This window comes from Pantoea sp. CCBC3-3-1 (assembly GCF_007981265.1).
Taxonomy (GTDB): domain Bacteria; phylum Pseudomonadota; class Gammaproteobacteria; order Enterobacterales; family Enterobacteriaceae; genus Erwinia.
In genome coordinates this window covers 504,218-529,142 of the sequence record NZ_CP034363.1, presented here as the reverse complement: position 1 = coordinate 529,142, position 24,925 = coordinate 504,218, and the positions used below count along the sequence as shown (strand labels likewise).

The following is a 24,925-nucleotide window of genomic DNA, read 5'->3' as shown; positions in this document are numbered from 1 at the left end:
ACAGGCGAAAATAATGAGCAAGAATTACTAATACACTTTATGCCGGGCGGGGCTAAACTATACACGTTGCCTGTAATAAGACCCTGACGTTCGCGTCAGAAGCATGCCCTGATTGTGGAGTTGAATCATGAAAACCATCGCAATCGCCACCTTACTCGGAATCGTACTTTCCACATCCGCCCTTGCCAGCACAACTGGCTGCGCGCAGCAGGTGAAAAGCTCCACCAGCAAAGCGGCGAACAGTTACGTCTACATTAACCGTATCGCTTCACCTATAGACGGTACCGCCTTTATAGAACCCAGCATCGCCGCAGAAAAACTGGCGACGCAGCTGTAGGGACTTCGTACACCTATGCGGCAAGCAAGGGGCTAAGCGCCTCAGGCTCCCGCGCTATAAGTGATGTTTAAAGAAAGCTGCCACAGCGTTAAGCGCTGGCGGCGTGATGCGATGCCCGATGCCTTTCTCCGTTAAAAACGTCAGTCTGGCATCGAGTTTCGCTTCTCTCATCGCCTTCTCCAGCCGAAAGCTTTCTGCTGCCGGCACGACGTCATCCGCTTCCCCGTGCCAGACCAGCAGCGGTCTGTCCGCCAGCTTTTCCAACTGTTCACTGACGTCATATTCCGCCAGCGGAGCCATTCTCCCGGCAAAGATCTGCTGCTGCTCCGGCGTTTTAGCCACCAGCGGCGGGAAAAGCGTATGCGACAGCGACATAAAATAGCCAGAGCCCATCATACAGGCGACGCTGGCAAGATGCGGATAGCGCGCCATTGCGCCCAGCGCCGTCATACCGCCCATTGATGCACCTGCCACCGCAAAGCGCGCGCCGTCAATCAGCTGTTTTTCGCGCAGCGCCTGTTCCAGGAGAGGAACTTCATCAATATTGCTTTTAAGAATCTCCCAGAAATGCGTGAGGCGAGCGTCGGTGTCACCATCGTAACGCGAACCATGTCGGTCGGCATCGGGCAGGATGACCCGGAAACCCGCCTGAGCCAGTGCAACACCGAAATAGCTGTAAACCTCTTTTGAAGAGGTAAAACCGTGGAAAAAAAGTAGCGTTGGTAAAGGTTCATGCCGTTTTCCTGCGGGAGCGGCGTGAAGGCATTCAATATTGGCAAAAAATTCTGTACTGATTTCAATCATCGCATCTTCCTTATGTCACAGTTAAATCTGGCATTAAATTCAGATAGATAGAACAAAAAACCATAATTTGATTTTAGGCTTTGTTTTGCAAGCCTGCTCACAAAATTATCCGCTAAATATTTTCTCAGCAATGCCGTTAACCGTTTTACCCCCTCTAATAACTACAAGGCTATTTATGAAACACCTGTCATTTCGCCGTTGGAGCCTCGGCGTCAAACTGTCGGTCATTACATCGCTGAGCGTGGCCGCTCTGTTTTTAATCCTGACGCTGGCTTTGACGCATAATGCCTCAAAACAGCTACAAGCATTGACGCTGGAAAATATGGAAAACCAGGTCGATGGCATCGGTGATATGGCCGCGATGTTTAACAGTACGTTAAGCGAAGAAGTGGGGAACTATACCGCGCTGTTCCAGAGCTTTTTGCCTCAGGCGTTTTCGTTAGACAATACACAAAAAATCGCCGTGGGTGCAGAGCAGGCGCCTGTTTTGCGTAACGGCTCGAAAACGCTGAACATGGACGAAACGCTGGTAGATGATTTCCAGCAAAGAACCGGTGCGATCTCCACCATTTTTGTGCGCATGGGGGACGACTTCCTGCGCGTCTCAACATCATTAAGAAAACAGGATGGGCAACGCGCAATCGGTACCCGCCTGGATCGGCAAAGCCCCGCCTGGAAACTGGCGCAGGAAGGTAAAATCTTCCAGGGTGTCAGCATGCTGTTTGGCAAACGCTATATCACCCAATATCAGCCAGTGAAAGACAGCAGCGGTCAGGTGGTGGCAATCCTGTTTGTTGGTGTCGATATCACAAAACAGTACGCATTGATCCGTGAAAAAGTCCTCGCCAAAAAGCTGGGCGACAGCGGACACTTCTCTGTTCTGAGCGACGCTGAAGGCAGCACCCGTGGGCAGTATGTTTTCCATCCTGAGCGCGAAGGTAAACTTCCCGCCTGGCCGGAAGCGCTGGAACAACAGCTGTTAACGCAGCCGCGCGGCACCCTGGAAGTTAAAGATAATCAGGGCGAAACGCAGATTATGACCTGGCATCATCTGCCGGAATGGCATTGGGTGATCCTCGGCGAAGTAAACAAAGCCAGCCTGCTGGCGCCGATCGAACAGACGCGCGATCTGTTCCTGCTGATTGGCTCCGCATTGGTTGTGCTGTTTGCGCTGGGCTTTGTTTTTGTCACCCGTAGCTGGTTGAGTAAGCCGTTACAGCAAGTTATCGAGCTGGCGCAGCACTACTCGGCAGGGAATTTGCAGGCTACGCTGGAGACCCAACGTCATGACGAAGTCGGACAGCTGATTGTGGCGATCAACGGCATTGGCGATGGATTGAACCGCATCGTTTCTCAGGTGCGTGAGTCCGCACAGGATATCAGCGACGGCACCGATGCTATCGCCCTGAGCAGCGAGAATATCAGTGAGCAGATCACGCGTCAGGCCGCCAGTGTGGAAGAGACTTCCGCCAGCATGGAACAGCTGAGCGCTACCGTGGAACAGAACGCCGCTAACGTCTCTCAGGCGCTGACGCTGGTTGGCGAAGCCGCGCAGGCGGTGGGGAAAGGCGGCGAAACGGTTTCGCGTTCGGTTGTCACCATGACCGATATTAAAAGCGCGTCACAGAGCATTGCTGACATTACTCATGTGATTGAGTCAATCGCTTTCCAGACCAATATCCTGGCGCTGAACGCCGCGGTGGAAGCGGCGCGCGCCGGCGAGCACGGAAAAGGCTTCGCGGTCGTAGCGGCCGAAGTTCGTGCCCTGGCGCAGCGCAGCGCCGTGGCGGCAAAAGAGATTGATGGCCTGATTGAGAACTCGCTCAGTAAAGTGGTACAGGGCCATAACCTTTCTGAGCAGACCCGCCAGTCGATGGAAGATATTGTTGGCCGGATGGAACAGGTGAAAGTGCTGATGAGTGAGATCAATGTGGCGTCGAAAGAACAGGCGGCCGGTATTGGTCAGGTGAATCTGGCAATGAACCATATCGGGCAGGCGACTCACCAGAGCACGGAACTGGTCGCCACGTCCGAACTGACGGCGCAGGAGCTGAGCCGTAAAGGCCATCATCTGACCGAACTGGTGCAGATATTCCGCGTAAAAGCTTAAAGTGGCGGGATAGCTTACACTGTAGGCTATCCCCACTGTTGAGGAGCGGCTATGCGCCGGTTACTGCCTGTTTTGATCGCCCTGCTGCTTGCCAGCTGTGCTCAGTTTAAAACCACGCCTGAACCTCCGCCACCTGCTGGTGCGACGGCCCAGGAGATCACTCGCGCCCAAAGCATGACGCTGACCCGTATTGGCACCGTGAGCGTAACGGAACGCGGATCGCCGGACGACGCAGAGCGGGCGATTGCCGCTAAAGCTAACGAAGCGGGAGCAAAATGGTATGTTATCCAGCTGGTCAGTGAAACGGTGATGCCGGGTATCTGGTATGCGAAGGCGCTGCTCTATGGCCCTTCAACGTCCACCAGCACGCAGCAGTAGCCGCTCACAAACTTTTTCCGGCAGGGTGCGGCAGCCACGTGGATCCAGCATCTGCCGGCACCATGCGTCGGCAATGCCCGGTTCCAGGTTCGTCATCACCTGAACGCCGCAGGCGAGGGTGAACAGCTGTTCCGTCAGCCAGCGGGCCTGACTTTCATGAGGATGGCGCAGCATCAGCTGCAACTGCCGCCAGCCGCGATCAAAGTGCCGATTCTGCCCTTTTACCGCTTCAAATTCTGCCGTCAGTAATTCATTTATGCCGGGCTGCTTCGTCATCACGCGTAGCACGTCCAGGCACATCACGTTGCCCGATCCTTCCCAAATACTGTTCACCGGCATCTCACGGTACAACCTTGGCAGCTCGCTCTCTTCGCAATAGCCGATGCCGCCCAGCACTTCCATCGCTTCCGCGACAAAGCCTATTCCCCGTTTGCAGATGACATATTTAGCCGCTGGGGTAAACAAACGGCTGAACAGCCTGCCTTGGTTGTCATTGCCCATCGACCACGCCCGCGCGAGCCGCATCAGCATCGCCGTTTGCCCTTCCAGCACTAATGCCTGTGAGCAAAGCACCTGCCGCATCAAGGGCTGATCGATAAGATTTAGACCCAGCACCTGGCGCTGATGGGCGTGATAGAGGGCGATGGAGAACGCCCGACGCATCATCGCATGGCTGCCCAGCGCACAGTCGAAACGCGTGGAGCCGCCCATCTTCAGGATTTGCCTGACGCCCTCACCTTCTTCACCAATCAGCCAGCCCGTCGCGGCAAAAAACTCCGCCTCGCTGCTGGCATTGGAACGGTTGCCCAACTTCTCTTTCAGGCGTTCAAGCCGAACGGTGTTTCTGTCCCCTTCCGGCAGCAGACGCGGCACAAAGAAGCAGGAGAGACCGCCTTTTGTCTGGGCAAGCACCAGGTGAGCATCGCTTTGCGGTACGGAGAAAAACCATTTATGGCCAGTGAGGCGATATCTTTCTCCATTCCCGCGCGATGCAACCGGTTCAGCATGCGTGGTATTGCTCAACACATCGGTACCGCCCTGCTTTTCTGTCATGCCCATGCCAATCAGCAAGCCTCGCTTTTGTGCGCCATTTTTCAAATGAGGGTCGTAGCGATCGGAAAGCAGCGGCGGCAGCCAGTCGCGAAAAGCAGCAGGCAAATAGTGTTGCAGCAGCGGGATGGCGCCAAAGGTCATCGTTACCGGGCAGAGCGTGCCGGCCTCGACCTGCGCATGCAGGAGGAATCGGGCCGTACGGGCAACAAATGCGCCAGCTGGCGCGTTTTCCTGCCAGGGCAGATTATGGACGCGGTTGCTGCAAAGCCCCTGCATCAGCAGATGCCAGGCAGGATGAAAGCGAAGCTCGTCCAGCCGCTCGCCGCACGCATCGTAACGCAGCAGCTCGGGCGGAAAGCTGTTAGCCAGCCGTCCCAGCTCAAGCGACTCCGCATTCCCGAGCTGCTGGCCGACAGAGGCTAACAGCTCGCTGTCCCAACCGGCACCTTCGCGCATAACCGCTTCACGCAACGGCGTGTCAGAAAGGAAGAGATTGCTGTTGGTCAGGGGGCGTGGCTGATTAAAAACGGTATGGGTTTTCCCGTCCATTTTGGCATCCTGTTGGCGGTGACACTATCAGTATGCAAAAGAGAGCGGAACAGGCGAGGGAAAGAGCGGAATTTCGGGGCGCAGGTCACGCCCCGAACGATTTATTTACTGCGTTGACGAACCGCTTCAAACAGGCAGACGCCTGTTGCAACCGATACGTTTAGCGAGGAAACGCTGCCCGCCATCGGAATGCTGATCAGTTCATCGCAGTGTTCACGGGTAAGACGGCGCATACCTTCGCCTTCCGCGCCCATCACCAGCGCCATCGGGCCGGTCATTTTGCTCTGATAGACGTTGTGATCGGCTTCACCAGCCGTGCCAACGATCCAGACGTTTGCTTCCTGAAGCACACGCATGGTGCGGGCAAGGTTAGTTACGCGGATCAACGGCACGTTTTCTGCTGCTCCGCTGGCAACTTTCTTCGCGGTCGCGTTCAGCTGGGCGGAGCGGTCTTTTGGCACGATAACCGCGTGCACGCCTGCTGCATCTGCACTACGCAGGCAGGCACCAAGGTTGTGGGGATCGGTAACACCGTCCAGAATCAGCAGGAAAGGCGAATCCAGGCTGGCGAGCAGATCCGGCAGATCGTTTTCCTGATACTGACGGCCCGGCTTTACGCGCGCCACAATTCCCTGATGGACACCGCCTTCAACCTGGCTGTCGAGCCACTGGCGATTCGCAACCTGGACGACAATCCCCTGAGCTTCAAGCGCTTTGACCACAGGCTGCAGGCGACGGTCGTCGCGGCCTTTAAGGATAAACACTTCCTGAAAGCGCTGAGGGTCGCTGTCGAGCAGCGCCTGCACGGCGTGGAGTCCAAAAACAATTTCACTCATTAATCAGTTACTCAGTAGAAAATTTTTATGCGCGAGGAACATCAGTTCCCTCGCGCAGTTTCCGCAAATCGTCCTGGCGTGGTTTAACCCACATCGCAGGACGCGGCGTTACGCAGTAGTGTCTTTCTTCGCCGCGCGCTTTGAACGGGTAGCGGCGGCGATTTTACGGGTTTTATCCGAAGGTTTTCTCGGTTTTTTTTCTTTTTTCGCGCCGGTACTGGCGCTTTCAGCCGCGCCCTTGCAGTTACGGAACGCGCTATCTGGTTCAAAGTTCGACCTTTTGCTCTGCTCGCGACGGCGTTTTCCGCTGTGCTGAGGTGCCGCTTTTTTAGCGCGATCGCGTTCGGTTTTGCCTTCGCCACGCGGTTTACGGGCGCTGGAGATCAGGGCAAAATCGATTTTGCGTTCGTCCATATGGACCGCATCAACCCGCACTTCAACCGTATCGCCCAGACGATAAGTCTTACCGCTGGACTCGCCAATCAGGCGCTGACCAATTTGATCGAAGCGGTAGTAATCGTTGTCCAGCGTGGAAACATGCACCAGCCCGTCGATAAACAGATCGGTCAGACGAACGAAGAAGCCAAAGCCGGTGACGCTGGAGATTACGCCGGTAAAGGTTTCACCAACCTGATCCTGCATAAAGTCGCACTTCAGCCAGTCGGCAACGTCACGCGTGGCCTCATCGGCACGGCGCTCGGTCATCGAACAGTGCTGACCAAATTGCAGCATCTGCTGTAAATCGTAATGGAAACCACCGGTTGGCGTGGTGTTGCCTTCCAGCGTGCCGTTCTCTTTCGCCAGCAGATACTTGATTGCGCGATGCAGCAGCAGATCGGGATAGCGACGAATCGGCGACGTGAAGTGTGCATAGGAAGCCAGCGCCAGGCCAAAGTGGCCACGGTTTTCCGGATCGTAAACGGCCTGCTTCATTGACCGTAACAGCATGGTTTGCAGCATTTCCGCATCCGGGCGAGCAGAAATCTGCGTTAGCAGCTCGGCATAATCCAGTGGATGCGGCTTATTACCGCCGCCAAGCGTCAGCCCCAGCTCGTTCAGTACGGAGCGGAAGCTTTTGATATTTTCTTCGCTGGGGCGATCGTGATCGCGGAACAGCGCCGGTTCGTTGTTCTTCTCAACAAAGCGTGCGGAAGCGATGTTGGCCAGGATCATGCACTCTTCAATCAGTTTGTGCGCATCGTTGCGGGATACCTGCTCCACGCGTTCGATACGGCGATCGGCGTTGAAGACAAATTTCGCTTCATCGGTCTCAAAAGAGATGCCGCCGCGCTGTTCACGAGACTTCTCCAGCACCAGATACATGCGGTGCAGCTCTTCCAGATCTTTAACCAGCGGCTGATACTGCTCGCGCAGATCCTGATCGCCTTGCAGAATGCTCCAGACTTTATTGTAAGTCAGGCGTGCCCAGGAATTCATGACCGCTTCGTAGTGCTTGTAACCGGTCAGTTTACCGGTCGCGGAGATGGTCATTTCGCAAACCATACACAGGCGATCGACCTGTGGATTCAGCGAACACAAACCGTTCGACAGCACTTCCGGCAGCATTGGAATAACCTGCGACGGGAAGTAGACTGACGTACCGCGGTTAACCGCTTCGTCATCCAGCGGGGTGCCCGGACGAACGTAATAACTAACGTCGGCAATCGCTACCCACAGGCGCCAGCCGCCGCCACGTTTTCTTTCACAGAATACCGCGTCATCGAAGTCGCGGGCGTCTTCGCCATCAATGGTCACCAGCGGCAGATCGCGCAGGTCCACACGGCCCAGCTTCGCCTCTTCCGGCACTTCTTCTTTCAGCTTCGCAATCTGACGCTCCAACTCTGGCGGCCAGACGTGTGGGATATCATGGGTGCGCAGCGCCATTTCAACGGCCATGCCGGTGCCCATGTTGTCGCCCAGCACTTCCACGACTTTACCAACGGCTTTGCTGCGGCGCGTAGGACGCTGCATCAGCTCGACGACCACCACAAAGCCCATTCGGGCATTCATCAGCTCTTCCGGCGGGATCAGAATGTCGAAGCTCAGACGGCTGTCGTCCGGCACCACAAAGCCCACGCCCGCTTCGGTGAAGTAGCGGCCAACGATTTGATTGTTACGCGGCTCAAGCACGCGAACTACGCGGGCTTCGCGACGACCTTTGCGATCCGCGCCCATTGCCTGCGCCAGAATCACATCGCCGTGCATGCACATTTTCATCTGCTCGGCAGAGAGGTAGAGATCGTCTTTGCTGCCTTCGATGCGTAAAAAGCCGAAGCCATCACGGTGGCCAATAACTTTGCCTCGCAGCAGGTCCAGACGTTCAGGCAGCGCATAGCACTGACGACGCGTAAAGACCAGCTGACCGTCACGTTCCATGGCGCGCAGGCGGCGGCGCAGCGCTTCAGTCTGCTCTTCGCCAGAAATTGAAAGTTCTGTCGCCAGCTCTTCGCGGCTGGCCGGTTTTTCGCGTTTATCTAAGTGCGCGAGGATAAATTCGCGACTGGGAATGGGGTTCTCATATTTTTCAGCTTCCCGTTCCTTAAAAGGATCTTTTGACATTGCGGTTCCTCCGTTGTCATCAGTTGCGGATTGTTTGTTTAATCTGCAACAATTGGTAGAGCGGATGGTTGTCTTCAACCAGGTCAGCCAGCGTATAGCTATCCAGCACGGCAAGGAAACTCTGTACGGCATCATGCAGCGCCTGTTTCAGGCGACAAGCTGGCGTGATGTGGCAAAAATCACTGTGGCAGTTCACCAGCTGTAGCGGTTCCATATCGCGGACCACCTGCCCGATCACGATCTCCGAAGCAGGTTTTCCCAGCCGGATACCACCGTTTTTGCCGCGTACTGCGGAGACGTAACCTGCCCGACTGAGCTGATTAATGATTTTGACCATATGGTTACGCGATACGCCGTAAGTTTCCGTCACTTCAGTAATGTTGGTCATCTTACCCTGGGGTAAAGCGGCCATAAAAATCAGCGCACGTAAACCGTAATCAGTGAAACTTGTTAGCTGCACAGAGTGACCTCAAAAGCGCGACAGTATTGAAAGCGCCAGTAATCCGCTCAAAAATGAGTGTTATAAATGATGATAAACCAGCCTTCGCATTCGAGGCCATTTTATTTCAGCAAGCGCGGGTTATTGAGAAGCAGAATGGGAAAGCGCAGGGAGAATGAGTAAGGCCGGGCAGTGCCCGGCCTGAATGACGGCTTATGCGTCAAATGGGTCACGCAGGATCATTGTTTCACTGCGATCCGGACCGGTAGAAATGATGTCTACCGGCACGCCCGTTACTTCTTCTACACGCTTGATATAGTTGCGTGCTGCCTGCGGCAGGCCATCCAGCGTTTTCACACCGAACGTTGTTTCAGACCAGCCTGGCATGGTTTCGTAAATCGGCTCAATGCCTTCCCAGCCTTCTGCTGCCAGCGGGGTGGTGGTCACTTCGCGGCCATCAGGCATGCGGTAAGCCACACAGATTTTAACTTCTTTCAGGCCATCCAGCACGTCCAGTTTGGTCATGCAGAAACCGGAAAGGGAGTTGATCTGCACGGCGCGACGAACGGCAACCGCATCCAGCCAGCCGGTACGGCGGCGGCGGCCAGTGGTCGCGCCAAACTCGTTACCCTGCTTGCACAGGAACTCGCCGGTCTCGTCGAACAGTTCGGTCGGGAACGGACCTGCGCCCACGCGAGTAGAGTAAGCCTTTACGATGCCCAGCACGTAATCGACATAGCGTGGACCAATGCCTGAACCTGTCGCCACACCACCAGCGGTAGTGTTAGACGAGGTGACATACGGATAAGTTCCGTGGTCGATATCCAGCAGCGTACCCTGTGCACCTTCGAACATGATCAGATCGCCACGCTGACGCGCGCCGTCCAGCAGTTCAGAAACGTCCACAACCATACCGGTCAGGATATCGGCAACCGCCATCATATCGCTGAGCACTTTGTCATAGTCGACCGCTTCTACTTTGTAGTAGTTCACCAGGGTGAAGTTATGGTATTCCATCACTTCTTTCAGCTTGGCCGCGAAGGTTTCTTTGTTGAACAGATCGCCAACACGCAGGCCGCGACGGGCAACCTTGTCTTCGTAAGCCGGGCCAATCCCGCGACCGGTAGTTCCGATAGCTTTCGCGCCGCGCGCTTTCTCGCGTGCCACGTCCAGTGCTACGTGGTACTCCAGAATCAGCGGACAGGCTTCAGAAATAAACAGGCGTTCGCGTACAGGGAAGCCGCGATCTTCCAGACCTTTCATCTCTTTCATCAGTGCGGCCGGAGAGAGCACAACACCGTTGCCGATGATGCTGGTCACGTTTTCACGCAGGATGCCAGAGGGAATTAAGTGGAGGACGGTTTTTTCACCGTTGATGACTAGCGTATGGCCAGCGTTATGACCACCCTGGTAACGTACAACATATTTTGCACGCTCAGTTAGCAGGTCAACAATCTTACCTTTACCTTCGTCACCCCATTGGGTGCCCAGTACGACGACGTTCTTACCCATTTCTCAAAATCACCGATTGCTTAAAAATGGATTCTACCACCGTAAAAACCGTCTTTCAGCTCTTTTAGCATACGATTGCGTACTTTTTTGCCGAACGTGCTGTGGGGCGTCGAACGGCGCATTTCCTGCCCGTTAGCCGCCGCTTCTGGCACTCACCATATAGTAAATAACGACGCCTGCAACCACCAGCCCGCCGCCAAAACGACGCAGGAGCGTGTCCGGTAACTGCGCCATTGAGAGGATCATACGTCGCCAGATACGCGGCAGCAGTACCGGTCCCAGTCCTTCCAAAATCAGCACCAGTGCCAGTGCCATCCAAATAGTTGCATTCATAACGCGATGAAAGATCCTGATAAAAGAGCCGTAGTATGCCACGACCTGCCAGTGATGGCATATCGGATCGTCGTGCGAACGCTAACGGGAAAAGAAAAACTCAGGAGGTGCACAGGCCAGACAGGGATTGGTTTTGCCTGTCGGAGGGGAAGTCAAACCGGGAGCTTTCGCTCCCGGTTAAGACAGCATGATTAACGCGTGACTTTAGAAGGTGACTGCATGAAGCGGAAGAAATCGCTATCCGGACTCAGTACCATCACATCCTGACTGCTGTTGAAGCTGTTATCGTAAGCACGCAGGCTGCGGATAAAGGCATAGAAATCAGGATCCTGACTGAAAGCATCGGCAAACAGCTTAGCGGCTTCGGCATCCCCTTCACCACGGGTCATTAAAGCAGTACGCTGCGCTTCGGCCAGAGTGCGCGTCACCTCATAATCGGCACCCGCACGCAGTTTTTCCGCTTCTTCCTGACCCTGTGAACGCTGGCTGCGGGCTACGGCTTCACGCTCTGCACGCATACGGTTGTAGATCGCGTCCGACACTTCTGTCGGCAGGTTGATCTGTTTAATCCGCACATCCACCACCTGGATCCCCAACGCCGCCATGCTGTTAGGGTTGACCGACGGCTCTTTGCTGCTGGTTTCCCGTTCAACGCGTGCCGCTGCGGAAGCAATCGCATCATCCGCTGCTGGCGTGGCAATTTCATCGTCCTGACCTGCGCTACCGGTGTTCAGCGCATCACGCACATCGGTAGTCAAACGGCCGCGAGAATCGGTAACGATGTCCTTAACGTCCAGACGACCGATTTCAGAACGTAAACGGTCACTGAATTTACGTTTCAGCAGCACTTCCGCCTGTGAAACGTCGCCGCCGCCCGTCGCCAGATAGTAACGACTGAAGTCGCTGATACGCCACTTGATGTAGGAGTCAACGATCAGATCTTTCTTCTCTTTAGTGACAAAGCGATCGGCCTGGTTGTCCATGGTCTGAATGCGTGCATCCAGTGACTTAACGGATTCCAGGAATGGCACCTTGAAATGTAAGCCTGGCGCATAAACCAGCGGTTTATTTTCATCGTCGCGCAGAACCTTACCAAAGCGCATCACGATGCCGCGCTGCCCTTCCTGTACCACGAACAGTGACGCGTACAGCACCACCAGCACAACAATCAATACAACGATTAATGGCTTACGCATCTTACTGTCTCCCTTCGCGCTGGGTGTCGTTGCGTTGAGCATTTTCCCGACGCTGATCCATAATGTTGTCCGGGCTGAACGACGAGCTGCCAGCGCGATCGTTGCTGCCTGAGGCTGGCGGCAAACGGAGCAGGCTGTTACTGCTGCTATCCTGAGTTGCACCAGAAGGCGCAGCACCCTGTCCCCGCATCAGCTGGTCCAGCGGCAGAACCATCAGGTTATTGCCCTTGTCGTTAACCAGTACTTTACGAGTATGGCTAAGCACCCGCTCCATGGTTTCGATATAGAGGCGTTCACGCGTGATTTCCGGCGCCGCTTTATATTCCGGCAGGATTTTAGCAAAGCGAGCAACCTCACCCTGTGCTTCAAGCACGGTGCGGGTTTTATAAGCGCGCGCTTCTTCTAAAATACGCTGCGCCTGTCCGTTCGCGCGTGGCTGAACTTCATTCGCATAGGCTTCTGCTTCACGCACGTACTGCTCGCGGTTTTCGCGGGCGGCAATCGCATCATCGAACGACGCTTTTACCTCTTCCGGTGGACGAGCCGCCTGGAAGTTGACGTCAAGCAGCGTAATGCCCATATCGTACGGACGAATAGTCTCTTCCAGCTCGCGCTGGGTATCGCTACGCACAACGGTACGCCCCTCGGTCAGGATGCGATCCATTGTTGAGCGACCAATTACGCCGCGCAAAGCGCTGTCTGTTGCCTGACGCAGGCTGTCATCAGCACTGGTTACGGCAAACAGATAACGTTCTGGATTGGTGACGCGGTACTGAACGTTCATTTCAACGCGCACCACGTTTTCGTCAGAAGTCAGCATCGTACCGGAAGCCGCCAGTTCGCGAACTGCTTCAACGTTAACAGCACGCACCTGATCGATAAACGTCGGTTTCCAGTTCAGGCCCGGCTCCACCAAATGGCTAAACTTGCCAAAGCGCGTCACCACGCCTCGCTCGGCTTCTTTGATGGTATAGAAACCACTGCCCGCCCAGATAACGACCGCTGCAACCACGACAATCCCAACCAGTCGGCTGCCGCGACCCGGTGCCGGCTGACCGTTGCCACCGTCGTTTTTACCGCCGCCCAGGCCACCCAGCTTTTTGCTCAGTTTGCGAAAAATATCATCCAAATCAGGAGGCCCTTTATCACGTCCTCCCTTATTACCCCCAGAGTTGCCGCCTTGATTATTGCTGCTTCCCCACGGGTCGCGGTCCTGTCCGTTCTTCCCGGGCTGATTCCACGCCATGTTTATACTCCATTAATTGTGTGTGCGGTGTTATCCCAGGGCCGGGATACGCGTGTCGGGCGTTAAACAATGTAATCCACCAGCGACGGTTCCTGTTTGCACAGGCGCCGCCAGTCGACAATTGGCATGCGCACCTGTAATCCCACGCTGCCATCGTCTTCATTCCACTCTTTTTCAATTGCCTGTAACTGGTAAAAGCGACTGCGCAGCCGTCCTGCTTCAGGCGGCAGACGTAATTCATACTGGGCTATTTCACCCGCCAGACGTTCGGTCAGCGCCTGGAAAAGCAGCGCAATGCCTTCGCCCGTTTGTGCGGAGAGCCAGACACGAACAGGCATATTTTCTTCATCACGATCGATCCTGGGAACGAAATCCTCCAGCATGTCGATCTTATTCATTATTTGCAGCGTTGGGATTTCATCAGATTCAATTTCTTCCAGAACCTCTTCCACCGCTTCAATATTTTCATCCACGCGTAAATCAGCGGCATCAATCACATGCAGCAACAGCGCGGCCTGCCGGGTTTCCTGTAGCGTCGCCTTGAACGCGGCAACCAGGTCATGCGGCAGGTGACGGATAAAACCAACCGTGTCTGCCAGCACCACTTCCCCGACATCCGCTACGTCAATACGGCGTAAGGTCGGGTCGAGGGTGGCGAAAAGCTGGTTAGCGACGTAGACCTCAGCATCGGTAATCCGATTAAACAGCGTCGATTTACCGGCGTTGGTATAGCCAACCAGTGAAACGGTCGGTACGTCAGCTTTATTACGCGCCTGCCTGCCCTGATCGCGCTGTTTCTCAACGCGCTCAAGACGGGAAAGGATCAGCGTGATGCGATTACGCAACAAGCGACGGTCAGTTTCCAGCTGGGTTTCACCCGGCCCGCGCAGACCGATACCGCCTTTCTGGCGTTCAAGGTGCGTCCAGCCGCGAACCAGGCGCGTGGCGAGATGGCGAAGCTGGGCCAACTCCACCTGTAATTTACCTTCATGGGTACGTGCGCGCTGGGCAAAGATATCCAGGATCAGTCCGGTACGGTCGATAACACGACACTGGCAGAGCGCTTCAAGGTTACGCTCCTGCGCCGGACTTAAAGCATGATCGAACAGCACCACGGAAGCGCCGCTGTCTTTCACCGCTTCGGCAATTTCAATGGCTTTCCCTTCACCGACAAAGTATTTAGGATGTGGCGCTTTGCGGCTGCCTGTAACAACACGCAGCGCTTCAACACCTGCGGAAGAGACGAGAGTTTCAAACTCCTGCAAATCTTCCATATCCCTGTCTTGGGAAAAATAGATGTGTACCAGTACGGCCTGCTCACCGGCATCATAACGGTCAAACAAACTAAAACCTCTCAGAACCTTGTTAAACCTGCTTTACGATGGCCATACTGCGTCAAAATCAGATGCAAAATGCACATTAACGTCATAGAAAAGGCGTATTTTTTATCTGTATTCCGGCGTCTGGCGACGGTTTGGAACAGATAAAGATGTCATTGCCAGGACGGGGCCTGAAAAATCAGGTATACCCGCCCTGAGAGCAGTGATTACTCTGTGTCTTCACTCTCTTGCTGAGGCTGACCAGCGGCCCCCTGATTGCTGCCACCATGATGATAGTTGCTGCTTCCGCCACCCGTGTTATTGCTATGATGGGAGACCGGACGGGACGGAACAACGGTAGAGATAGCGTGCTTATAAACCATCTGGCTGACCGTGTTTTTCAATAAAATAACAAACTGGTCAAATGATTCGATTTGACCTTGCAGTTTAATACCATTAACCAAATAAATCGAAACCGGAACACGTTCGCGACGCAGTGCGTTTAAGAACGGATCTTGCAATGATTGCCCCTTAGCCATTCTATCTTTTCCTTATATGCTTGTTGTTTACTACTTAAGAACCCCTAAGGACTCTGAAATACTGCGTAAAAATTTGCGCACGATTTCGCACCAATTGTACACAATCACCCAGCCTTCGCACTAAGAACCTGCAATACGTTGGTCAGCGCGGCATCAGGTTGTTCGCTATCCAGCCAGTGAACATCCTCCCAACCTCGCAGCCAGGTCATCTGGCGCTTTGCCAACTGCCGGGTCGCGCAAATCCCCCGATAAACCATTTCATCGTAATCGATCTCGCCAGCTAAAAATGACCACATCTGGCGATAACCCACACAACGAATGGAAGGCATATCCGTATGCAAATCACCTCGTGCATAAAGTGCCCGAGCCTCCGCTTCAAATCCTGACGCCAACATTTGTTCAAAACGCAGCGCAATCCGCTGATGTAGCAGTGCGCGATTATCGGGTGCAATCGCGAACTGCGCCACATCGTAAGGCAGCGCTTCACCTGCTGTTTTCGTCAGTTCCGTTAAAGTTTTACCTGAAATAAAAAAAACTTCCAGTGCTCGCGAGAGTCTCTGGGGATCATTCGGATGAATACGACTCCCCGCAATGGGATCTATTTCACATAACTGACGATGAAGAGAATCCCAACCCTCTTCACTCGCCTTTTGCTCAATACGCTGGCGCACCTCAGGATCGGCCGGGGGCAACGGCGATAATCCTTCCAGTAGCGCCTTGTAGTAGAGCATGGTGCCACCAACAAGCAGCGGGATTTTCCCGCTTTCGGTAATTTCAGCCATTTCACGCAGGGCATCACGGCGAAACTCTGCTGCGGAGTACGCTTCCGCAGGATCGCGGATGTCCAGTAAACGATGAGGCGCAAGCCGCCGTTCTTCGGCAGAAGGCTTGGCTGTGCCAATGTCCATTCCCCGATAAATCAGCGCGGAATCGACGCTTATCAGCTCTACCGGCAAATGTTGACGCAAAGCAATCGCCAGCGCCGTCTTGCCAGAGGCCGTTGGCCCCATCAAAAATATTGCCTTTGGCCGGCCAGCCTTAGAAGTTTCACTCATGCTTCAGGGCGTTCATCGCCTGTTCTATATCGACGTACTGCAATAATCCAGAAGGTGGCGATTTAATCAGCTGTGGGCAAAGCCTTTCGACCTCGGCCAGCAGCGCAATCGCCTGCGAGTGATTCCAGTGCAGATGATCGGCGGTGGAATGACGTGCAATCCACTGCGCCACCTGTGTTGCAGAAGCATCAGTCTGTCCGGCGAGATAGCCTAACAGGTCTGGAATCAAGTTTTGTAAATTTTGTTGCCGTAAAGGTAAAGGCACCGCGCGCAGGGTCACATGTTGACCGTCAGCTTGCAGCTCAATGCCCATCTGTTTGAGCAGCTCTGCGTACTGACTAATCACATCGCGCTCGGACTTCACGACCTTCATGCGCACCGGAATCAATAATGGCTGGGGTTTGAGTCCCTCCTGCCCCGGTTCCAGCTGCGCCTGTTTCAACCAACGGCTGGCTGTAGGCAACGAAATCAGGGCCAGGCGTTCCCGGGCTTCTACCAGCGCAAAATCATTATTGAAGACCGTCAATACCCGGCCAAAACTTTGGCTGTGAGCGCTGAGAGGCGCCTCTTCCTTGCGTGGTAATTCAGGGGCCATTTCCTGCGCACGTGGCGGCTCAGGCGTCCGCAGAAGCTGCTGATAAGCCGCCCCTTCTTTTTTCTGATACACCGGCTCCTGTCGCTGCCAGGCACCCGGCGATGCCCTGCCCGTGCCGTCACCGCGCAGATTAGTCTGCGAAGAAGAAGAGGCTGAACGGGTATCTTTTACGGACGCAGGCGACGAGAAGTGATTGCCACCGGCTGCCGGTCTGTTGGCAGGCTGCCAGCGTTCCACGGGCGTTTCTTCCGCAGAGGCAGGCAGCGTTTCTGCACCGGTTTCCTGTAGCACACTCACCACGCCCTGATAGATAAAGTCATGAACCAGACGGGACTGATGGAAGCGCACTTCATGCTTCGCCGGATGGACATTTACATCAACCTGATGCGGGTCGATTTCCAGATAAAGCACATAGGCGGGCTGATGATCGTCGCCGAGCTTATCCTGATAAGCCTGGCGAATAGCATGATTAATCAGCCTGTCGCGCATCATTCGGCCATTCACGTAGCAGTATTGCAGCTCGCTAACCGCGCGTGAACCTGCCGGATCGGCAACCCAACCGCGCAGGCTGAGATCGCCATGCTGCCACTCAATGGCCAGGGCGTGCGTAAGAAAAGCCGTGCCGCAGATAGAACCCAGGCGGCGTTCACGTTGAGTGGTATCGCTGACACCGCGATACTGGCGTATCAGCTTGCCGTTATGCGTTAGTGAGAAAGCCACATCAAACCGCGCCAGCGCGATGCGCCGGATAATTTCATCAATATGATTAAATTCGGTTTTCTCGGTGCGCATGAATTTGCGTCTGGCGGGCGTGTTGTAGAAGAGATCCAGCACTTCCAGCGTGGTTCCCACCGGATGAGCCGCCGGTTTGACCGTCACGTCCATTTCCCGCCCTTCAGCATAGGCCTGCCAGGCTTCCGTTTGCGCTTCCGTACGGGAAGTCAGCGTCAGACGTGAAACCGAGCTGATACTGGCCAGCGCTTCACCGCGAAATCCCAGACTGACGATGGCTTCGAGATCGTCAAGGCTGGTAATTTTGCTGGTGGCATGGCGAGCCAGCGCCATTGCCAGCTCGTCTTTGCCGATCCCGCTGCCGTTATCGCGGATGCGGATGAGTTTAGCGCCGCCTTTATCGATCTCAATATCAATCCGTGTGGCGCCAGCATCCAGACTGTTTTCAACCAGTTCTTTCACCACCGACGCCGGGCGTTCCACCACTTCGCCCGCAGCAATCTGGTTAGCGAGCTGAGGAGGCAAGACCTGAATCGGCATAAAGAATCCTTGTGAGTTAAGAAGTTGGAATGGTCAGCGTCTGCCCTAACATGACGTTTTGCGATTTCATCCTGTTCGCCTGCATGATGGCTTTTGGACTCACGCCGTAATGCACAGCAATGGCCGTTAGCGAATCTCCGCGTACCACTTTATGGCGAGTTGGCCTGCTTCTGCTGGCACTGGCGCTGGCCTGCTGGCTGCTGGCGTTAGCAGGCACCTTAAGGCGCTGACCGACCCAGACCACATCTCTCTTCAACGCGTTCATCGAGCGCATCATCGCCATACTTACGCCATAGTGGGCCGCAATGCCAGACAGGGTTTCGCCTCGTTTAACCACATGACGCGTTACCGCGCCAGAATATTGCGTCTCTGCCGGAGCCGGATTCGGTTGCACATCAACCGCCGTTGCGGACTGCAACGGTCGGTTTTCCTCCTTTGGGATAGCTTGTAGCGGGTGCGCCAGGAAGTAGTTGCGGAGTCCTTTATAAATCGACTCGGCAATCTTCTGCTGGTAAGCGCTACTGCCAAGCAGTCGCTCCTCCGAAGGATTACTGATAAAGCCGGTTTCCACCAGCAGGGATGGAATATCCGGCGAGCGTAATACGCCCAGGCTGGCATGTTCCGGACGGCGCTTATGTAACGATCCGACGCGCTGTAACTGCGCGATAACTTTCACCGCCACGTCATAGCCCACTCGCTGCGAATGACCGAATTGCAGGTCAAGTACCGCCTGACTGAGATAAGGATCGGCCTGGCTGTTGGCCAACAGGTCGCCTGCGCCACCTAACAGCTCGGACTGTTTCTCATGCTGTTCCAGCCAGCCTGCCATTTCGCTATTCGCACGACGGTTAGACAGCACCCAGACGGAAGCGCCTGACGCGCTGCGGTTTGGTGCCGCATCCGCATGGATAGAGACCAGCAGATTGGCGTTCTGTTTACGCGCCACATCTGAACGGCCCATAACAGAAATAAAATAGTCACCATCACGCGTCATTACGCCTTTGAACATGGGATCGGCGTTCAGCAACGCTTTCAACTTGCGGGCAATCGCAATGGTGACGTTTTTCTCTTTCAGCCCACGTGCGCCAATGGCACCGGGATCCTGACCGCCATGTCCGGCATCGATAGCAACAATCACTGCCTCGTTGACCGAACGCGTTCCCAGCCCCGGCACCGCAACCTCGTTGCCACTGCTGACGGCGGTCACGGTGTTACCTTTAAACGGATTGTCGGCGGCTACGGAAGGCTCCGATTGTGAAGCCGTGCTGATTTGCGCTCTCGCTGGCGCAGGCCTTGCCGCTTGTTTGCCTTCAATAGTGAAGACAACATTGTAGCTATTGCCGTTACGCTGCGTAGAAGCGCGGGTTTTGCCCTGCTGCGTCAGCTCAAAGACCAGCCGAATACTCTGACTGTCTTTCGGCTGGCTGGAGCGAATACGCTTAACCAGATTGTTACCGCTAAAGGTTAGCGGCAATCCTCTGACCACGCCGCTTTGCCGAATATCCAAAACCACGCGCTCAGGATTATGCAGCGGAAAGAAACCATAAACCGGCTGGCCACCAAAGCTCAGCGTGACGGTCGCTTTGTCATCGCCGTTAGAAACCTGAATATCTGACAGGTTAGCCGCGAGGCTGGAAAAAGAAGAAACTAACAGCGCCAGCAGCAGCCCAAACTTCATGCGCAACATTATTAAAGACCCTTTTCCATAACCATGCGCTGAAGCATCGATTCACCGGCAACCGAACAAGCGGTGACGTCCGCTTGCCGCGCTTTTCCCTGATAGCTCAGATGGAGTTCTATATCCGGCTCAGGCAGAACGCCCTCGCCCTTTTGCGGCCATTCGACCAGACAAATACAGTCGCCGCTGAAATAATCACGGATACCCATGAATTCCAGCTCTTCCGGATCGGCAAGCCGATAAAGATCAAAATGATAGATCCGACGCTCTGGCAGGACATAAGGCTCGACCAGGGTGTAAGTCGGGCTTTTCACGTTTCCCTGATGACCCAGCGCCTGGAGAAATCCCCGGCTGAAGGTGGTTTTTCCCGCCCCCAAATCACCATAGAGATAGAGTGTTGCCGCGCCGTCACAGGCGCGGGCCAGGCTGGCTCCCAGAGCAAGGGTGGCAGCCTCATCGGACAATGCTATTACACAGGTCTTCATTCTTTTCTATTCAGGATCTCTGGATTGACAAACAGATACAGCTCGGAAAACAGATCGGTCGCTAACATTCCACGTGTACCAACGCGTTGTGATACTGCTTCGGCTGCGGCACCATGGGCTACGCAACCGGCACAGGCAGCATCATACAGCGAGAGCTTCTGCGCTAACAAACTCCCAATAATACCTGAAAGCACGTCGCCCATTCCGCCGGTCGCCATGCCCGCATTGCCGACATCGGCGATGGCAAGCGCATCCGACTCGCTGGCGATAAGCGTACCCGCCCCTTTCAGTACCACTACGCCGCCATATTGCTGCGCCAGGCGTTGGGCTGAGTGTAAGCGATCGCTCTCAATTTCACTGGTCTTTACATTCAACAAGCGAGCGGCTTCACCCGGATGAGGCGTAATAATGCGATTTTGACGTTTATCGTTGTTGATTGCCAGCAGGTTAAGCGCATCCGCATCCCAAAGCATCGGTTTCTGCGAGCTTTCCACTTTTTTCAGGGCTTTTTTCCCCCATTCGCCCTGACCCAGCCCAGGTCCAATCACAATCACATCCGCCCATTCCAGCGCCCGATCGACGGCTTCATCAGTCAACTCCTGCACCATAAGTTCAGGACGCGCGGTCAATAACGGAGAAAGGTTATCTTTGTGAGTGAGTACTCGCACTAATCCTGCTCCTGCACGCAGCGCGGCTTCTCCGGTCATACGGATCGCGCCTGCCGTACCGTGATCGCCCCCGATAATCACCAGCTTGCCATGATCGCCTTTATGGGAAGTGGGCTTTCGGGGCTTGAGCCAGCCGGACAGCGCAGAAGCATCGTAGCGAGCAATCGGCGCGTCCTGCCCGCTCAGCCAGGGATCCAGGCTCAGGGCATGAAAATGCAGCTGGCCAACGTAATCGCGGGCTTTGCCCGTCAGCAGGCCCGGTTTAAGGGCGATAAAAGTTAACGTATGTTCTGCTGAGATAACTTCGCCGGGAGCTGTGCCGTTAGCAGCCACTAACCCAGAAGGTATATCGATGGCGAAAACTGGCGCCGTGTGCGCGTTCGCTTTTGCGATCAGCTGCTGGTAAGGCGCTTTAGGCGCGCTGTTTAAGCCTGTTCCCAGCAGCGCATCCACAATAATATCAACCTGCTCCGGCCACAGGGCGGAAGGCTCGTGAATGTCGCCCCCTGCATTCAGCCAGGCTTCGCGTGCCAGCTGCGCCTCGTCTGGCAGCGGTTTTGTGCCTTCGCAAGCGATTACCGAAACGCTTAGCCCGGCCGACTGCGCAAGGCGTGCAACAATAAAGCCATCCCCACCGTTATTGCCATGACCGCAGAGGATCAGCCAGTGCTGCTTTTCCGGCCAGATCGCGCGAATGCGATGAAAGGCGGCTTCCCCTGCGCGCTGCATCAGCTCAAACAGCGTGATGCCGAGCGCATCGGCCCCATCGCGTTCCAGTTGCGCCATCGCCTCTACAGGCCAGACAGAATAGGGTAAACTGGTCGGGTTATTTAGCGGGTTCAGGTTTTTCATGTCGCATCCTCTCGATCTTTCTCAATTTGCCCTGGATATTAAACAATGGGGGCTGGAGCTCGGCTTCCAACAGGTGGGTATCGCCGATACCGATCTCAGCCTGGAAGAACCGCGCCTGCAGGCGTGGCTGGACAAACAGTATCATGGTGAAATGGACTGGATGGCCCGGCACGGCATGATGCGTGCGCGTCCCCATGAACTGCTGCCCGGCACGCTGCGGGTTATTAGCGTTCGCATGAACTATCTCCCCGCCAAAGCGGCCTTTGCCAGTACGTTAAAAAATCCGCAGCTGGGCTATGTCAGCCGCTATGCGCTGGGGCGTGATTACCACAAAGTATTGCGCAATCGCCTGAAAAAGCTCGGAGATAAAATTCGCGAGCGCTGTGAGGAGGCGGAATTCCGTCCTTTCGTCGACTCCGCGCCGGTGCTTGAAAGGCCGCTGGCCGCGAAGGCTGGCCTTGGCTGGACCGGCAAACATTCGCTGATCCTCAATCGTGAAGCCGGATCATGGTTTTTTCTTGGCGAATTGCTGATTAACCTTCCTTTGCCGGTCGATTCACCGCAGGAAGAACAGTGCGGCCGCTGCGTCGCCTGCATCACAACCTGCCCCACCGGCGCGATTGTCGAACCTTATACCGTGGACGCCAGGCGCTGCATTTCCTACCTGACCATTGAGCTGGAAGGCGCTATCCCGGAAGAATTTCGGCCGTTAATCGGCAACCGCATTTATGGCTGTGATGACTGCCAGCTAATTTGCCCGTGGAATCGCTATGGTCAGCTTACCGATGAGGACGATTTCAGCCCTCGCGCCGTGTTACATGCACCGCCTTTAGCCGATCTTTTTATCTGGGATGAAGCGAAATTTTTGCGCGTGACGGAAGGGTCAGCAATCCGCAGGATTGGACATCTGCGCTGGCTGAGGAATATCGCGGTAGCTTTGGGCAACGCCCCGTGGTCGGCTGAAAACGTGGCCGTGCTCACCGCCAGAAAAGGCGAGAACGCGATGCTGGATGAGCATATTGACTGGGCGCTGGCTCGGCAGCTGGAAAAACGGGCTGAAAACGCCGTTGAAATCCAAAGCGGGCAACAAAAGCGTCTGGTTCGATCGATAGAAAAGGGTTTGCCAAGGGATGCATAAACGAGCAACAACGCCTTCACATCATCTTGCTAAAGTTTTCCACATGCTGTGCATAAAATTAAAAAGCTGTTGTCATTCAAACGTCACAGAAAGCACAAGCGATCCAGATAACATTTTGACATATTATTATATGCAGTAATAACAGCGAGTTACATAAGACGCAAAATCTTTCGCTGTTTCTTTTGCCAAATAACGGGCAGGCGTAATCTGTGGATAACTCTGTTGAGGAATATCCAGGGGAGGTCAAAAAAAGCGAAGCACAGCATCAGACGCGCTGTGGATAAGTTATTTTGAATACCAGGGTATGTCGTAATTTGGAGCGGGAAACGAGACTCGAACTCGCGACCCCGACCTTGGCAAGGTCGTGCTCTACCAACTGAGCTATTCCCGCTGAGGAAGTGCATCATCAATAAGTCGCTTAACCTTCTTAACTTATTGATTTTTAAGGCTATCTTCTTTTCAGAAGCCTAAGTGGGTGCGATTATGGACTTATCAAAGCCTGATGACAAGTTTTTTTTCCATTAAACCGCACGATAAACAGCTTTACTGAACGCGGCTGGCCCTTGTCACGCGGGCTTTGCCGTCGTCTTCAGATCCGCGTTTAGCTGGCATTCGCCTCTGATCAAATAATCCTTACACCCCTTCCCACTTCCTGTAGCAGGATGAAGAATAGTTCATTTTTCGAACTCGGTGTAAATTTTGCTCAAAAGCGGCTTTTTTCCGTCTGTACCGAGGGTGATAACGGACATATCCGCTGTGACACAGCAGGTCTGCGTTATATCAAAAAAGCGGAAGTGTTAGCGAATCGCTATAGGTTATCGACTAAGTCAGGAGCAAAAAAAGAAAACCGGAGGTGAAAAATTGGAGCGGGAAACGAGACTCGAACTCGCGACCCCGACCTTGGCAAGGTCGTGCTCTACCAACTGAGCTATTCCCGCTTGGGTGGTGCAGTACATCAAATCATTTTGGAGCGGGAAACGAGACTCGAACTCGCGACCCCGACCTTGGCAAGGTCGTGCTCTACCAACTGAGCTATTCCCGCTTGGGTGGTGCAGTACATCTAAATCATTTTGGAGCGGGAAACGAGACTCGAACTCGCGACCCCGACCTTGGCAAGGTCGTGCTCTACCAACTGAGCTATTCCCGCTCTGCGTAACGATCAAAAAACTCTACCGGTACGGGGTGCGAATTATACGAGAAAAGAGACTCGCTGCAAGCCCGTAAACGCAAAAATTTTATATTCACCGCTCAACTGCCGATAAAAGCGGCACAATGCTAGTTTTATCGGCAAAAACGGACAAATCTTGCGTTTGCGGCGGCAGATAAGATTTTTCATCGCCTGGAGACAGAGCAAAACACGTTGCTGCTTTGCATCCAACGGCCCGCAATCTTACAGCTGAATGAAATGTTCGCGGTAGTAAGCCAGTTCCGCTACCGATTCGCGAATGTCATCCATAGCCTGATGCGTGCCCTGCTTTTTAAAGCCCGGCAGGATTTCTGGCTTCCAGCGACGCGCCAGTTCTTTCAGCGTGCTGACGTCAAGATAGCGATAATGGAAGTAAGCTTCCAGTTCCGGCATGTACTTAAACAGGAAGCGGCGATCCTGGCCGATACTGTTACCGCAGATTGGCGAGCTGTTGGCCGGCACCCATTTTTTTAAGAACTCAATGGTCGCCAGTTCTGCTTTGCGGTCGTCATACTGGCTGGCTTTCACTCTTTCTACCAGGCCGCTATGGGTATGCGTGTTCACATTCCAGTCGTCCATCAGCGCCAGCTGCGCGTCAGACTGATGTACAGCAAACACCGGCCCTTCCGCCAGAATGTTCAGATCGGCATCGGTCACCAGGGTGGCGATCTCAATAATACGATCCTGTTCCGGGTCCAGCCCGGTCATTTCAAGGTCAATCCAAATCAGGTTACTGGCATTTGCAGTCATAGGGATTCTCGCCGTGGCTTATATCATCAAACATAA

At 54.5% G+C, this 24,925-nt stretch carries 21 protein-coding genes and 4 tRNA genes; 4 read left to right on the top strand and 21 right to left on the bottom strand.

The window, feature by feature from the left end; genetic code table 11:
• The first annotated feature begins 127 nt into the window (after positions 1-127).
• Positions 128-337, top strand: coding sequence for a hypothetical protein (locus EHV07_RS02275; protein WP_147194528.1), 210 nt, complete (start codon positions 128-130; stop codon positions 335-337).
• Positions 338-391: 54 nt separating this feature from the next.
• On the opposite strand, the gene yjfP is transcribed toward EHV07_RS02275, so the two are convergent.
• Positions 392-1,141: an esterase gene (gene yjfP, locus EHV07_RS02270; RefSeq protein WP_147194525.1), complete on the bottom strand. Its 750-nt coding sequence runs from the start codon at positions 1,139-1,141 to the stop codon at positions 392-394.
• 175 nt (positions 1,142-1,316) lie between these two features.
• On the opposite strand from yjfP, the gene EHV07_RS02265 reads away from it, so the two are divergent.
• Complete coding sequence (locus EHV07_RS02265; protein WP_147194522.1) at positions 1,317-3,251, top strand: methyl-accepting chemotaxis protein; 1,935 nt, start codon at positions 1,317-1,319, stop codon at positions 3,249-3,251.
• Between the two features lie 51 nt (positions 3,252-3,302).
• Positions 3,303-3,629 carry a biofilm peroxide resistance protein BsmA gene (bsmA, locus tag EHV07_RS02260; RefSeq protein WP_147194519.1) on the top strand — a complete coding sequence of 109 codons (327 nt, stop codon included), beginning with the start codon at positions 3,303-3,305 and terminating at the stop codon, positions 3,627-3,629.
• On the opposite strand, the gene EHV07_RS02255 is transcribed toward bsmA, so the two are convergent.
• From EHV07_RS02255 to nnr, 15 genes are all read right to left on the bottom strand, one after another.
• A complete protein-coding gene (locus EHV07_RS02255; RefSeq protein ID WP_147194516.1) occupies positions 3,603-5,231 on the bottom strand; it encodes an isovaleryl-CoA dehydrogenase in 1,629 nt (542 codons plus the stop codon). The genes bsmA and EHV07_RS02255 overlap by 27 nt on opposite strands.
• A gap of 101 nt (positions 5,232-5,332) precedes the next feature.
• Positions 5,333-6,067: a 23S rRNA (guanosine(2251)-2'-O)-methyltransferase RlmB gene (gene rlmB, locus EHV07_RS02250; protein WP_147194514.1), complete on the bottom strand. Its 735-nt coding sequence runs from the start codon at positions 6,065-6,067 to the stop codon at positions 5,333-5,335.
• 108 nt (positions 6,068-6,175) lie between these two features.
• Entirely contained in the window at positions 6,176-8,626 is a 2,451-nt protein-coding gene (gene rnr / locus EHV07_RS02245) for a ribonuclease R (protein WP_147194511.1), read from the bottom strand.
• Between the two features lie 19 nt (positions 8,627-8,645).
• On the bottom strand, positions 8,646-9,086 hold the full coding sequence (gene nsrR, locus EHV07_RS02240; RefSeq protein ID WP_147194508.1) for a nitric oxide-sensing transcriptional repressor NsrR: 441 nt from the start codon (positions 9,084-9,086) through the stop codon (positions 8,646-8,648).
• 192 nt (positions 9,087-9,278) lie between these two features.
• Positions 9,279-10,577 (bottom strand): adenylosuccinate synthase, encoded by a 1,299-nt coding sequence (locus EHV07_RS02235; RefSeq protein ID WP_147194503.1) that lies wholly within the window; start codon positions 10,575-10,577, stop codon positions 9,279-9,281.
• A 132-nt stretch (positions 10,578-10,709) separates the two neighbouring features.
• The gene (locus EHV07_RS02230; RefSeq protein WP_147194500.1) at positions 10,710-10,910 is read right to left on the bottom strand and encodes a DUF2065 family protein; all 201 of its coding nucleotides are present in this window, start codon (positions 10,908-10,910) and stop codon (positions 10,710-10,712) included.
• A gap of 191 nt (positions 10,911-11,101) precedes the next feature.
• Positions 11,102-12,106, bottom strand: coding sequence for a protease modulator HflC (gene hflC, locus EHV07_RS02225; protein WP_147194496.1), 1,005 nt, complete (start codon positions 12,104-12,106; stop codon positions 11,102-11,104).
• 1 nt (position 12,107) lies between these two features.
• Positions 12,108-13,352, bottom strand: coding sequence for an FtsH protease activity modulator HflK (gene hflK, locus EHV07_RS02220; protein ID WP_147194493.1), 1,245 nt, complete (start codon positions 13,350-13,352; stop codon positions 12,108-12,110).
• Between the two features lie 62 nt (positions 13,353-13,414).
• Complete coding sequence (gene hflX, locus EHV07_RS02215; protein ID WP_147194490.1) at positions 13,415-14,695, bottom strand: ribosome rescue GTPase HflX; 1,281 nt, start codon at positions 14,693-14,695, stop codon at positions 13,415-13,417.
• A gap of 203 nt (positions 14,696-14,898) precedes the next feature.
• Positions 14,899-15,210, bottom strand: coding sequence for an RNA chaperone Hfq (gene hfq, locus EHV07_RS02210; protein ID WP_147194487.1), 312 nt, complete (start codon positions 15,208-15,210; stop codon positions 14,899-14,901).
• A gap of 104 nt (positions 15,211-15,314) precedes the next feature.
• The gene (miaA, locus tag EHV07_RS02205) at positions 15,315-16,265 is read right to left on the bottom strand and encodes a tRNA (adenosine(37)-N6)-dimethylallyltransferase MiaA (RefSeq protein WP_147194484.1); all 951 of its coding nucleotides are present in this window, start codon (positions 16,263-16,265) and stop codon (positions 15,315-15,317) included.
• On the bottom strand, positions 16,258-18,132 hold the full coding sequence (gene mutL / locus EHV07_RS02200; protein WP_147194481.1) for a DNA mismatch repair endonuclease MutL: 1,875 nt from the start codon (positions 18,130-18,132) through the stop codon (positions 16,258-16,260). Before mutL ends, miaA begins: the two co-directional genes overlap by 8 nt.
• Before the next feature lie 16 nt (positions 18,133-18,148).
• The gene (gene amiB, locus EHV07_RS02195; RefSeq protein ID WP_147200497.1) at positions 18,149-19,810 is read right to left on the bottom strand and encodes an N-acetylmuramoyl-L-alanine amidase AmiB; all 1,662 of its coding nucleotides are present in this window, start codon (positions 19,808-19,810) and stop codon (positions 18,149-18,151) included.
• 11 nt (positions 19,811-19,821) lie between these two features.
• Positions 19,822-20,295 (bottom strand): tRNA (adenosine(37)-N6)-threonylcarbamoyltransferase complex ATPase subunit type 1 TsaE, encoded by a 474-nt coding sequence (tsaE, locus tag EHV07_RS02190; protein ID WP_147194478.1) that lies wholly within the window; start codon positions 20,293-20,295, stop codon positions 19,822-19,824.
• Complete coding sequence (nnr, locus tag EHV07_RS02185) at positions 20,292-21,815, bottom strand: bifunctional ADP-dependent NAD(P)H-hydrate dehydratase/NAD(P)H-hydrate epimerase (RefSeq protein WP_147194475.1); 1,524 nt, start codon at positions 21,813-21,815, stop codon at positions 20,292-20,294. Before nnr ends, tsaE begins: the two co-directional genes overlap by 4 nt.
• Here nnr and queG point away from each other — a divergent pair.
• Entirely contained in the window at positions 21,814-22,953 is a 1,140-nt protein-coding gene (gene queG, locus EHV07_RS02180; protein WP_147194471.1) for a tRNA epoxyqueuosine(34) reductase QueG, read from the top strand. The two genes, nnr and queG, sit on opposite strands and share 2 nt — an antisense overlap.
• 315 nt (positions 22,954-23,268) lie before the next feature.
• On the opposite strand, the gene EHV07_RS02175 is transcribed toward queG, so the two are convergent.
• From EHV07_RS02175 to orn, 5 genes are all read right to left on the bottom strand, one after another.
• Positions 23,269-23,344: transfer RNA gene (locus EHV07_RS02175), tRNA-Gly, on the bottom strand.
• Positions 23,345-23,815: 471 nt separating this feature from the next.
• Positions 23,816-23,891 (bottom strand) — tRNA-Gly (locus tag EHV07_RS02170).
• A 28-nt stretch (positions 23,892-23,919) separates the two neighbouring features.
• Positions 23,920-23,995 (bottom strand) — tRNA-Gly (locus tag EHV07_RS02165).
• A 29-nt stretch (positions 23,996-24,024) separates the two neighbouring features.
• Positions 24,025-24,100: transfer RNA gene (locus tag EHV07_RS02160), tRNA-Gly, on the bottom strand.
• Between the two features lie 243 nt (positions 24,101-24,343).
• Positions 24,344-24,889 carry an oligoribonuclease gene (gene orn / locus EHV07_RS02155; protein ID WP_147194468.1) on the bottom strand — a complete coding sequence of 182 codons (546 nt, stop codon included), beginning with the start codon at positions 24,887-24,889 and terminating at the stop codon, positions 24,344-24,346.
• Between the last annotated feature and the right edge of the window lie 36 nt (positions 24,890-24,925).